General features: G+C 49.7%; 9 protein-coding genes. All 9 read right to left on the reverse strand.

Features of this window, described 5'->3' with window-relative positions:
- Positions 1–770: 770 nt before the first annotated feature.
- Positions 771–2,564 (reverse strand): adenine deaminase, encoded by a 1,794-nt coding sequence (gene ade / locus AC1DUA_RS05610; protein WP_477498783.1) that lies wholly within the window; start codon positions 2,562–2,564, stop codon positions 771–773.
- Between the two features lie 374 nt (positions 2,565–2,938).
- Positions 2,939–4,465, reverse strand: coding sequence for a four-carbon acid sugar kinase family protein (locus tag AC1DUA_RS05615; protein WP_477498784.1), 1,527 nt, complete (start codon positions 4,463–4,465; stop codon positions 2,939–2,941).
- A 6-nt stretch (positions 4,466–4,471) separates the two neighbouring features.
- Entirely contained in the window at positions 4,472–5,731 is a 1,260-nt protein-coding gene (locus AC1DUA_RS05620; RefSeq protein ID WP_477498785.1) for a ribulose-bisphosphate carboxylase large subunit family protein, read from the reverse strand.
- 33 nt (positions 5,732–5,764) lie between these two features.
- Entirely contained in the window at positions 5,765–6,445 is a 681-nt protein-coding gene (locus AC1DUA_RS05625) for an aspartate/glutamate racemase family protein (RefSeq protein ID WP_477498786.1), read from the reverse strand.
- 80 nt (positions 6,446–6,525) lie between these two features.
- Complete coding sequence (locus tag AC1DUA_RS05630; RefSeq protein WP_477498787.1) at positions 6,526–8,250, reverse strand: glycoside hydrolase family protein; 1,725 nt, start codon at positions 8,248–8,250, stop codon at positions 6,526–6,528.
- A gap of 13 nt (positions 8,251–8,263) precedes the next feature.
- On the reverse strand, positions 8,264–9,832 hold the full coding sequence (locus AC1DUA_RS05635; RefSeq protein ID WP_477498788.1) for a response regulator transcription factor: 1,569 nt from the start codon (positions 9,830–9,832) through the stop codon (positions 8,264–8,266).
- 38 nt (positions 9,833–9,870) lie between these two features.
- Positions 9,871–10,689 carry a carbohydrate ABC transporter permease gene (locus AC1DUA_RS05640; protein WP_477498789.1) on the reverse strand — a complete coding sequence of 273 codons (819 nt, stop codon included), beginning with the start codon at positions 10,687–10,689 and terminating at the stop codon, positions 9,871–9,873.
- Positions 10,689–11,558 carry a carbohydrate ABC transporter permease gene (locus AC1DUA_RS05645; RefSeq protein WP_477498790.1) on the reverse strand — a complete coding sequence of 290 codons (870 nt, stop codon included), beginning with the start codon at positions 11,556–11,558 and terminating at the stop codon, positions 10,689–10,691. The genes AC1DUA_RS05640 and AC1DUA_RS05645 overlap by 1 nt, the downstream gene beginning before the upstream one ends.
- A 77-nt stretch (positions 11,559–11,635) precedes the next feature.
- Positions 11,636–12,844: ABC transporter substrate-binding protein (locus AC1DUA_RS05650; protein ID WP_477498791.1), on the reverse strand; the 1,209-nt coding region annotated here is incomplete at its 5' end.

Consider the following 12,844-nt stretch of genomic DNA (forward strand, 5'->3'; position numbering starts at 1 on the left):
CTTCAAGTCAACCCCTGACGAGTAAACTTCGTCAGGGGTTGGTGTTAGCTACTTTACCAAGCCAGCACTGCACCATTCCATCACACTATTCACCATATAGCCAACTACCACCTCACCAGCCCCTAACAAATTCACAAAACCCAGCGAGAATATCACAAGGGCGGAACTGGAGTCCCCTATTTTGAGGAGAAAGAGCTATTTCCGCTCAGAGCGGAACTACAAGGTCTTATATGCCCTCCATGGCAGGTTTTCCAGGTGAAATCGGCAAAATAGCGAACCGTAGTTCCCCCTACACGTGGGAATTGAGACTTTTCTGCGGAATAGCGGCTTATAGTTCCGCTCTGAGAGAGCCATCGCAAGAACATTGCCTCCAAGAGGCTTCAAGTCTACCCCTGACGAATAAACTTCGTCAGGGGTTGGTGTTAGCTACTTTACCAGCACTGCACCATTCCATCACACTATTCACCATATAGCCAACTTCCACCTCACCAGCCCCTAACAAATTCACAAAACCCAGCGAGAACATCGCTAGGGGAACTGGACGGGGAACTGGAGTCCCCTATTTTGAGGAAAACGAGCTATTTCCGCTCGGAGCGGAACTACAAGGTCTTATATGCCCTTCATGGCAGGTTTTCCGGGTGAAATCTGCAAATTAGCGAACCGTAGTTCCCCCTGCACGTGGGAATTGAGATTTTCTCGGGAATAGCGGCCTGTAGTTCCGCCCCCTCCCAAAATATAAAAAAGGCACCCTAAGGGCACCTTTCTATAACCTAAACCAGTTCCACATCAATTAACTTAAACTGTGTCACATCGACAATTCCACGGTTTGAAATCCGAATTTCTGGGATCACAGGGAGCGCAATCAATGAAAAAGTCATAAATGGCGCGTTTAACGGACAGCCAATCTGTTTCCATGCTCTTTCAAGCTGGGCAACCTCTTCAACGACTTCGAGCAAAGACTTATCGGACATAAGGCCAGCAATTGTTAACGGTACTTGAGCCAGCACGCGGCCGTTCTCAACAACAATTGTGCCGCCTCCCAATTTGACAAGTTCATTCGCGGCGAAAGCCATATCCTGCTCATTAATCCCCATAACGATTAAATTGTGGCTGTCATGTGCTACGGTTGACGCTACAGCACCGGATTTCAATTGAAATCCGTTCGTGAAACCAAGCGAAATTTCACCTGTGCCGCGGTGCCGCTCAATACAAGCAAGGCGGACGACGTCCTGCTGGATATTCGGTTGAATGATCCCTTGCTCGACGCTTAGCGTCGCTGTCATTTTCGCTGTTCGTGCACTATTTTCAATCACCTGAATGACGTTGACACTTGTTTTCCCTTCTCTGCCGCGGCTCGCAAGCTGAAAGTCCCCCGCAGTCAACTCTCGCTTCACATTCATGGAGCTGCGAATATGCGCCGGATACACATAGGTAGGGAACTCCGCAACAATCTGGCCATGGTCAAAGATGACTTTTCCATCTGTAATGACGGTGACAGGCTCAACTTTATGCAAATCATTGAGCAATAGAATGTCTGCGCATTTACCTGGCGTAATGCTGCCTAGATCTTTATCGAGATTAAAGTAGCGCGCCACATTGATGGTCACCATTTGAATCGCGGTCACTGGATCAACGCCCTCTTCAATGGCTCGACGCACCACATGATTGAGATGCCCTTTCTCCACTAGTGTCTGCGGACTGACGTCATCCGTGACGAGGGAGATGTTCGACGTCTTCACTTTATCTTCAGTGACCACCTTGATAACCTCTTTGACATCATGCCATGCGGAACCTTCGCGAATCATCAGATGCATGCCCATGCGGACTTTGTGCAGTCCTTGCTCACGCGTGACCGTTTCGTGATCGGAGGTCACGCCGGACGCGATATAAGCTTGCAGCATACGATCATCCTCGCTCGGGAAATGTCCCGTGACCGCTTTACCGCTGTTAATCGTCGCTTCGATTTCCCCGCACATTTTCGGATCTCCGTAGACGACACCAGGGAAGTTCATCACTTCACCGAGTCCAACCACGTTGTCCCACTGCAGCCCTTCTTCAATATCTTTCACTTCCAAGCTAGCTCCCGCATCTTCCAAATCTGTCGTCGCAGGCACGCAGGATGGGAAGGTTGTGAAAACTTTGAGCGGCAGCTGCTGCCCCTCTTCATGCATCAGCCTAACCCCTTCGGACCCAAACACATTGGCAATCTCATGCGGGTCCATGAAAATCCCCGTTGTTCCTTTGGGCAGCGCAGCCTTGGCAAACTCCGTAACAGACAGCATGGTACTTTCAACATGCATATGACCGTCCAGGAATCCAGGAGCTATGTATTTTCCTGCTGCATCAATTACAACCGTTTGATCACCAATGGTATGGTCAGCATTCCCGACAAATGCCACTCTTCCCTCTGCTACTGCGACATCCATATGCGCAAGTAATTCCCCTGAATACACGTTGACCAGTGTGCCATTTTTAATGACAATATCAGCGAAAGCGTTGCCCATGGCGACTTTAGCCAGCTTTCCGCTCACTTCAACTAATTTATTTCTTTTATATTGAGTCATGTTGTTCGTTTTCTCCCTATTATCAATTTCAATTATTATTATAGCCCATTTAGATGACAAGCCCAAAGCTGAGAAAGCAGCAAAAAGACTACCCCTGCAAGGCTGCAGAAAATAGTCTTCGGTGAAATTTATGGGCAACAGGGATACTGCCACGAATCATGTAAAACATACATCAAAATCTACCATTCATACGAATTCTAACGCTAATCATGTAAAACATACATCAAATTTAGAAGTTTAGTCACTTTTTAGGCATGAAACCGTAATTTTGATGTAGGAAATGCAGGATTACTTGTAAAAACCGCATCATCCCGTGAATTCGCTGCACTTTTTACATTTACTCATCTCACAGATGAGAAATAAGCTAACGGAAGTCAGCCTCTATGCTCGTACCCGGCGACCCGCTCAAAAAAATCCACGCCGCCAACCTGGCCGCCTTTGAGCACGAGCTCTAGACCGTCAAACAGAGGCTCATCGGCATAAGCCCGACAAAGCGGCCCGCCCGGGTCCAGAACGGAAATGCACTCTAGCGCATAGACGCCAAGCTCTCTAGTCACATAGCCTGAGGTATCTCCTCCCGCTATCAAAACACGCGAAATACCGAGCTGTCTGACGAGCTCTTTCGTCAAAGCACCCAGCGCATTACCTAACAAACGGCTGCTATCCTCAGATCTAATCCCCTGAGCAGACAACACCTTCCGCATGTGTTCAATGCTTTCATCGTTTGGCCCCGTTGCTGAGTAAACAATTACGTTCTTGCCATTTGCTAGCCATTGCTGTGCTTCTTGCTGCAAAGCAGCCCTAGCCGCTTCCCGCGTTTCTGGACTAAGCAGCTCTTCCATGGGAACGCGAATGCCCACAAAACCGGCTTTCAGCGCTTGTTGGATCTGACCTTCAGTTACAGGCGAACAGCTGCCTGAAATGACTAACAGTGGCCCAGCCTGTGAAGCCTCGGCACGTGAACTTCCTTCACGGCTATCTTTTGCAGCAGCCGAATTCCCCGCTTCTTTCCGCCAAACAGCTCCGAGCGCGTACTCTACGCCAGAAGAACCAATGACGAATAGTCCGTCATGCTCCGCCGCCTCTTCCCAAATCAATTTTCCTGCCGCTTCCAAACGCTGCTCATCCAAGACGTCAAATAAAAGCAGATCCGGCTGCTCATGGCGAATAACCGTTTCCAAGCGCTCCCGCACATCCGCATATGTGCCATCCAACGCCTTAATATCCATCAAAGCAGTTCTCAGCGTTGTCTGCTGAGCCAGATGCTTGCGAAGATCCGCCTCCGCCATCGGCGTAACTGGATGTTTAGCCATCGTTGGATGGCGATCCAGCCGATGCACAGTTCCTCCTACGCCACCAGCTGCAAAATGGTTGCCAAAAAGCGTATATCGGCCCAGATACGGAACTCCGACAAGGAGCGGAATGTACCGGCCGCCGAATACTTCGCGCCCAATTTCTGCCGCTTTGCCGATGCTGCCCGTGCCGGGAGAGGAGTCGAAAGTCGAGCATATTTTATAATGCACGACTGCGGCTCCAGCTGCTTTTAGCGTCATAAAAAGCGGGCGCAACTCCTGCTCCATCTCCTCAGGAGTTAAGGAGCGTCCTACACCGGCAACGCCGAAGCAATCGACGTCTTGAAACTGCTCCTGCAGCAGTTCAGATGTCGGGGGCTCCAGAAACAGGACGGTTTTGAGTCCTGCCTGAAACAGCGATTCCAGCACGTCCGTAGAACCCGTGAAATCATCGCCGTAATAACAGAGCCGCCTCCTAGCGGTTCGTCCAACGGTTCGTCCAGTTTTTCGCCCTGCGATATGCCCGGTGGTTGGCCCTGCCGTTCGCCCAGCAGTTCGCCCAACGGCCTGCCCCGAAGCAAGGTCAAGCTCTTTAAGGGTGTCGTCCATCCACTTTCACCCCTTCCCGTATTTCTCGATCGCCCTTTGCAGGGAAGGATGCTGCGCCGCATAAATGTCCAGCGGTATTCCCTGTACCGCTGCTTCCCAGCCAAGCTTCATGCTCTCAAAGCCGGCCGCAGGGCCGTCCGGATGAGCCAGCATGCCTCCGCCGGCCAAGTGCATCACATCTACCGTCCCCGTTGCCGCGTAGGTAGCTGGAGCAGTCCCCGCCCACTGGGCTGAGGACACAACTGGCATCGTTTTGTAACCTCCGAGCAGTGGCTCCGTGCAAGCGGCAATGGATCGTACCACCGATTCGTTACTTTCATAAAACTTACTATTTAAACCGTTAACGTGCAGGTGATCTGCCCCAGCTAACCGGCAAAGCTTCTGATAAGCCGTAAATTCAATCCCCAGCAGCGGCGAACGCGTCAGCATCCCCCATTGATTGCGATGCCCATGAATGGGAACCTCGCTGAATTGGTTCAAATACGTTAGCCCCGATAGCCCGATGCTAAGTATGCTGACCATCACGCAGGTGCCGCCCGCTTTTACAACTAAATCATGGTTCCTGCGCAGCTCGTCATAATCCCCTGTGATGTTAAAAGCATACATCAGCTTCTTGCCTGTAACATCCGCAGCTCGCTCGACCGCCGCCATGACTGCTTCCACTTTGTCCGCTAATGGCGCATAAGGGGGATTCGCATTCAATTCATCGTCTTTGATGAAGTCCATGCCCGCTCTCGCCAGCTTCTCCACCAGAGCCGACAATTCGCCCATCGATAAGCCTACGCTGGGCTTCACAATCGTCCCAAGGATCGGCCGATCATACACGCCAGTCAACTTCCTTGTCCCCTCTATCCCGAATTTCGGTCCAGGGTACCGCACTGTAAATGCTTCCGGCASCTCCAAATCCAAAAGTCTCAACCCTGACAATTCCTGAAGTTCATACAAATTGCCTGCAACAGCAGACATTAGATTCGGTATAGAAGGTCCGAAATTATGAAGAGGGAACGATACCGTCACTCGCCCACGGCGATATTTGCCGTCATGACCTGGCGGTGTCTTCGCTCCTGGCAGGGAGGGAGTATCCGTATCCTCCAAGGGTTCGATACGCTCCACCCTTGCGCCGTGCCGCTCTTTCACGGCATCTGTCTCTCCAGGGACAGCCGTGAACGTTCCCGTGGACTGCTCACCTGCGATGGATGCGGCAGCCCGCTCCAACGAATACGCCGTTTCCACCAAATAGACGGCTGTTACACGATCTTGCTCCATTCCGTTTCTCCCCCTTCTCTAAGCCAAGTCGCTTTAAGAACCTGTCTTCGTTTCTTTGGCTGCTTCAAGAATAGCCTTCACATGCTCTACGCCGGATCTTGGAGATGAGAGCACAGGCTTGCCTGTTGCTTCTGCCAACGCTTGCTCCATACGCGCCATAGACCCTTGCGCCAATACCAGCACATCGGCGGCATCTGTCGCCCGCTTCGCCGTTTCCAACAATAAACGGTCATGCTCCTCCGGCTTGCCGCTGATCAAGGCATCAAAGGCGCCTTCCGCGAGACCGCTCACAAGCTGTACCTCTTTGCCTGCTTCATCCGCCTTACGCTGAATGAGTCGCAGCGTTGGCTCCAAAGTAGATGGCAGTGTTGCCAACACGGCAATCCGAGCATAGCTGGCTACCGCTTTGGCAGCCATCCATTCATCGATTCGGACAATTGGTATGCCAATAGTCTCCACGGCCTCATCCGCCACATCTCCAACGGAGGAGCATGTGTTAAGGATCACATCYGCACCAAGCTCTTCCGCGTGCCGATAATACTGCACCAAATGACGAGACACCACTTCTGGAATGTGCCCAGCACGCACAACATCGCCAATCAGACTGTCATCGATAATATYCACGAGCCGAACATCCGGCAACATCTCTTGAAACACCTTTTTCAAAGGATCAGCCAAGCCCTGACCTGTATAAATCGCAACAACGGTTTGCATAGAACTCCTCCTAATCACTTTCACTCATTTGCTCGTTTGCTCTTCCACTCTCTCACTCTTCCACTCACTCTTTCACTCACTTACCACACAAATTCCCTATCCAACCGACGATACTCCCCAGCCCGCATAGGAGCCGCCTCAAATACCTGACGCCCGCTGTACAAAGGCTTCTTCGTACCTTTCGGCGTAATATTTACAACGTCATCCCCGCGCCATTCCGTCTCAAAGGTTTGACCTACCGCATTCTCCAACGTTTTGCGGAAACTCAGCGGGAAGGTCACCGTAATTTTCTCGCCTGCTACTGCGGGACCTAGCAAGAGGAAGTGCTTGTTCACCCAACTGCTCGCTTCGCTGCCTTTGCCTTCAATCACTTCACCGCCACGTTCACGAACAAACTTAATTTTCGTAAAGCCGGCCCACTCTGGAATTCGGATCTGCAGACGAGAAATATCCGTGTGAATATCCAGCACGACCTTCCCTTCGTGAGGGAGGTAAGAGCTAACATCCAGCCATTTGGAGCCGCGGTTCAAAAGGAAATTGACGCTGATCGTCCCTTTTTTCTCCGTGATCGTGTTACTCCAGCCCATGAAAAGCCCGCGTGTTCCTGAGCCTAAGCAGCAAATCTGCAAATCGTTCGTATGGCCACGACCTTCATTCACATCACAAACGAAATCGTTAGGCGCCGAGTAGCCTGCAAAAGAACCCCGCGTCCGCTCCGCTACTTTATAGAAGCTTTTGTTAGCAGGAATGTCAGCCGACTTATCGTTTGCTTCCTCCACCCAATCCAGATCGAGCAGCTGCGACTCCGCCAGATGGTTGCGCAAGAACCGTTCCACGGTTCCCCAATATTCCACATAGCCGCTTTGTGCCAAGGTAATGCCCGTCGCAATTAAATCAACCAACGAGCATGTTTCATGCTCATAAGCTTGCTCGTGCAGATCGCCCGGCGTCCAGCCGAAATTCGTGCATTTGGTCAGCGCCCAGTCGTAGCACTTCTTGACCCATGCGAGCATCGCCGCATCGCCTGTGAAGACACCGAACCTCGCGATGGCGTCAAGCGTACCAATCCGCGTATGGAAATGTCCGCTCCGATAAGCAAGCGAGTCGTTGAAGCTGCCGTCTTGATTGAATACTCCGCTGCGCTCCATAATTAATGCCGTAAAAAATTGACATAGTTCAAAAGCGTCCTGATTGCCCGTCAGCTCATGATATTTCAGCAAAGGCATCACCAAACGGCCGCAGAAAGCTGCCGGATCGGGAGCCAAACGCAGCTGTATCGCGTTACTGGACGGCCATCCCGTTTCTTTGTACTCCGAAGCCGGATAATACCAGACATCGCGCTCTTTGATCGCAATTCGCTTGAGTGCCGCCACATGGCGGTCCGCTGCTTCTTTAACTTTCGGATCTCCCGATTCCATGAACCAAGTCGTCAATGATAAAATAACCGCCCGCTGATCAATCAGGTTCGCATTCGGCTCCCAATTGCGGGTTGGATTTATCTGTCTATAGCTCATCCCATCTTCTTTGAAAAAAGACAGCAGATTTGCACGGTAGCGCTCCTCGACCTCTTTGCCGAACTCTTCTCCTGACATATGGCGGGCAAGAATTAATCCGTCAATCATACGTCCGTGTGAGGAACCATAGTCCCAATCTCCATGTGTCATAAAAGCAGGTTTGTGCATCAAATCAGCTGCAAAAAACGGGATATAGTTATGGTCGCGATCCGCCATGCCGATCATGGCATTGATGGCGTGTGCGGCGCGTTCTTCGAGCATAAGCGTATCGGGAATTAATTGTTTCGACATACCTGATCTCTCCTTATTGGTCCGCTTGACCGATGGCTTTGCGGTATTCACCGATGGTCATGCCGATTTTTCTTTTGAAAATTTGGCTGAAATACCGGTAATCCTCATAGCCCACCTTTTGCGCGACTTCGTAGTTTTTGTATTTCGATTTATTCATCAGCTCTTTGGCCTTATGCAAACGGATATCGGTTAAATAATCGACGAAGTTTTTCCCTGTCATCTTTTTGAAAATCCGACTTAAATAGTCAGGATTCAAATAATAGCTGCTGGCAATTTGATGCAAGGAGAGGGACTGATCGTAATTGCTCTCCATCCATTTTTTCAGTTCGCTGACGACCTTCTCACCCTGCTTTTCCCCAGATTGACCATAGAAACAGAGCACAGCAGGCAGCAAGTCATCTTTGAAAATCTTTTTCATGGCCTCCACATCGTTACGCTGGTGAATCAACTCCGAGTACATAAGCGTATTTTTGCCGCAGATCTCCTCTAGACGGACATCCTTTGCCTGAAGCTGCTTCTCCACCGCATGAAGGAGTAGATCCGCACTCCATTGCAAATGCCCCACCGTTGTAACGTCGTTTACGAATGCCGCAAACAATCGCTCGAATTCTTGTTCCACCGCCTGCTTATTTCCTGATTGGAGCACCCATAAGAACGAATTCTCTTGGTCCTGCGGATAAATGCCAGATAAATGCACCGCATTCTTTTCTGCAAAAAGCAAGGTGTTCACTGCGGCCAGTGGTTTCCCCGACAAAGCTTTCCTCGCTTCGTTATAAGCCTCTCCCAGCTTGGCAGCCTCTAGCTTCCTGGTGCTCATGCCAAAGCTGAAGCTAACGCTCCCGGTCTGCTTTATGGCTGCAAGCACACTTGTGTGCACTCGGCCGAAATCCTTAGGCTCCAGCCGGGCTCCACAGAGGGCAATCGCGATCTCTCGGCTGCTATCCTGCAGCGTCGTAACCTCGAATTCCCATCGCCCCCCGAAAAGGAAGGGCTTCATCCGGTTTAATTGCTCATGAATAGCCGGCAGCAGACGAGCATGATCGCAATGCTCTTGGAAGATGTCCGTGTGACCGAGCATCACTGCATATTCACCCGCTTGCCAACTGGAAGGAACGAAGGCTTCGTCCCCTTCTTCGGCATGCAGCAGAAGCTGCCGCAGCCAATCCTCTCCTTGAACGCGGGAAGCTTTGCGTTTCTCCGCTTCGCGTCGATCCAGCTCCAGGAGCGCTTTCTCCACTACGGCAGCAAGCTCTTCCTTTTTCACCGGCTTGAGCAGATAGTCAAAGGCTTTATGGCGAATGGCTTCCTTCGTATATTCGAAGTCCGAATACCCGCTGATCACAATCGTCAGCAAGTCTGGCAGTTCTTGGCTTAACAGGCCAAGCAGCTGTTTACCGCCGAGGCCAGGCATACGCATATCCAGGAAGAGCAGGTCCGGCTTTTTGTCCAAAGCCATTTCATAACCTTCTCCCCCGTCACCGGCTTCGCCAACAAGCTCCAAGCCCCATTCGTTCCAGGAAATGGACTGAATCAATCCTCTTCGTATCCACTTCTCATCGTCTACAATGATGACTCTTCGCATTTCCTGTACCTCCTCAAAGCTATAGATTTCGCTTAAACTCAGCCTTTCATGGAACCCGCCGTCAACCCGTCAATAATGTACCTTTGCAGCAGTAAGTAAATGATCAGAATAGGTGAGATCACTAGCACCATGAAGGCAAACACAACGCCCCAATTCGTGCTGTACATCGTTACAAAATTGAAAATTTGCAGAACAATCGTCCACTTCGTACTGTCCGTCATTAAATAGAAGGGTCCGAAGAAATCGTTCCAAACCGACACCATCACGACAATGGATACGGTTACAAGCACCGTAAGCAGCAGCGGTAAAATCATTTGCCAGTACAATCGGAAATAGCCGCAACCTTCCAGCAAAGCCGCTTCATCCAACTCTCTTGGAATCGACTTCATAAAGCCTACAAGTAAGAACACAGCAAAAGGCAGCAGCACCGCCGTATAATACATAATCAGACTGAAATACGTCCCTTTAATATGAAGATCGCCCAGCAGCTTAATCGTTGGCACAATGGAAACTGGAACAATCAGCCCCATAATGAACATGTAATAAGCCCCTTGCAGAAAGCGATCGTCTCTTCGTTGAATGATGAAAGCAGCCATTGAGGCAAATAAATTCACACAGACAACAACTAAGACGGAAATGAGAATACTATTTTTGAAACCACGCCAAATATTTGCCTGCTGGAAGACTTCCTTATAGTTGGTGAAATGCCATTCTGAAGGAAGAGATAAGCCGAATAGCGCCGATTCCCGAATGCCTTTAAACGAATTGACCAGAATCATCAGAAAGGGAATCAGAATCAGACAGGCCAAGCAAATAGCGACGATTTCCAGCATCCAGAGTGTCCACTTTTTCCTCATCACATCTCGACCTCCCTCTTCTTCATCGCGATTAATACGGGAACGCCAACAATGGTGACAAGCACGAATAAAACAACGTTTACCGCCGTCGCGTAACCGAATAAACCGGTGCTAAACATGCCACGAATATAGGTATAAAATACTTCTGTGGTATAGCCTGGTCCACCTTCTGTCAGCACCATGACCATTTCGAACACTTTCATCGAACCAATCATGGAGAGAAGGACGTTGACGGTAAGAGCCGGAGCTAACAGTGGAAATATAATGGAGCGAAAACGCTGCCAATATTGCGCCCCGTCCATGGATGAGCTTTCTATCAGATCCTTCGGAATAAACTGCAAGCCGGCCAGATAAACAACCATCGAGAACCCTGCGACACGCCATAAGTCGGTCAAGATAATCGAGAACAAAGCATATTTGGGATCATTCAACCAGTCCTGCGCCATAAAATGAAGCCCGATATGATCCAGCACCGTGTTGACAATTCCATGTTCAGGGTGATAAATTGCTCGGAAAATATAACCTATTACAATCGGCGCAATCACGTAAGGCAGAAAAAAGATCATGCGCAGCAGATTTCGCAGTTTAAGTGCTTCATTCAAAATTAAGGCTAACCCTAATCCCATAAAGTTCTGCATCAAGGTCACAACCGCCGCAAAAATCAAGGTATTAATCAATGCCGTTTTCAGCCGGGGTTCTTTGAACAACTCGATATAATTATCCAGCCCATTGAAGCGAATCTGCTCCGCGTTGATATTCCAGTCCGTAAAGCTGTAATAAAACCCAATGATCGTTGGGGTAATGAAAAATAATAGAAATACGGCGAGAGCCGGGAATGAAAAATAAAGCGGGTATTTCATCTTTCCCATCTCGTCTCCCCTCCCTCATGATAAAGTGTTCCGGCCGGACACAAGTTCCGACCGAACAGACTTGGATCTAGTTCCGCTTATTTGAAACCATCAAGCAGCTTGGCTTTGCCATCTTTCTCATAGTTCGCAGAGAATTCCTTCAGTGCTTTGTCGACATCTCCGTCGATGAAGAACGTTTGTAGTGTTTTTTGGAAATCAGCGAACGTTGGTGTCAGACGATTTTGTACGTTGATTTTCGCTTTATTCGCATCGATCAGATCTTTCACCGTTTGCTGTACAGGATATAAGCTGCTCTTAGCACCTTGGAAAATCGGGATACCTGGGCTTGTTTGGTAGTACAGATCCACCATCTCCGGCGAAATCATGAATTTAACCAACTCAGCAGCCACATCGGCATTTTTCGCCTTATTCGGAATCATCAATTGGTTCGGCGGCGTGATCATAGCTGTTCCTGCATTTGCAACGGAAGGSAATGGGAAGAAGCCAATTTTGTTCGTCACGAACTCTTTCCCGAATTTCTTCTCTAGTTGCGGAATAATGCCGTCTAGCATGAAAGCCATACCTACTTTGCCTTCACCCATCAAATTTTGCAGCTCATCGAATGTGCCTGCCAGCGGATTGGACTGGATCAGTCCAAGATCCTTCAATTCCTTTTGTTTGGCGAAAAGGTCTTTGAGTGCCGGAATATCGGCCAGCTTGAGCGCATTCTTCTCTAAATTTTGCACCCCTGCATCCCCGATGACCGGGTCTACATTCGACACCCATCCAGTGAAGTAGAACACTTGCGGAGGCCAGCCGTCTTTGACCCCTTCATAGAAAGGAGTGATACCTGCTGCCTTGATTTTCTTAGCGCCTTCGATCATATCCGCATAATTTTTGGGAGCCTGAATGCCCGCTTTGGTAAATACATCCTTGTTATAATAAATGCCCATCATCCCGGTAGCACCGAAAGGGACACCATAAATTTTCTTGTTGGCATCTGCCTGGAATTCTTTCATCGTTGGAATAATACGATCCCACACCGCTTGATCTCCCGACCACTCGCGAAGCGTTTCCGAGGCTCTTAGCTTAACGTACTGCTTAGGGCCTGGCTGCATGAGGAAGAGATCCGGGAAGTCGCCTGTGGAGAAGCGCGTTTTCATCATATTATCGAAGTCTCCGCCAGGCAGCGCTTGCAGTTCGACCTTATTGCCTGTTTTCGCTTCGAACTCTTTGAATATTTTATTAAAAGGTGCGGCATCAACCGTATTGGCAATCGCAAACGTAAGTGTCACAGGGTCCTTCTT

The organism is Paenibacillus sp. 01T422 (genome assembly GCF_056398785.1).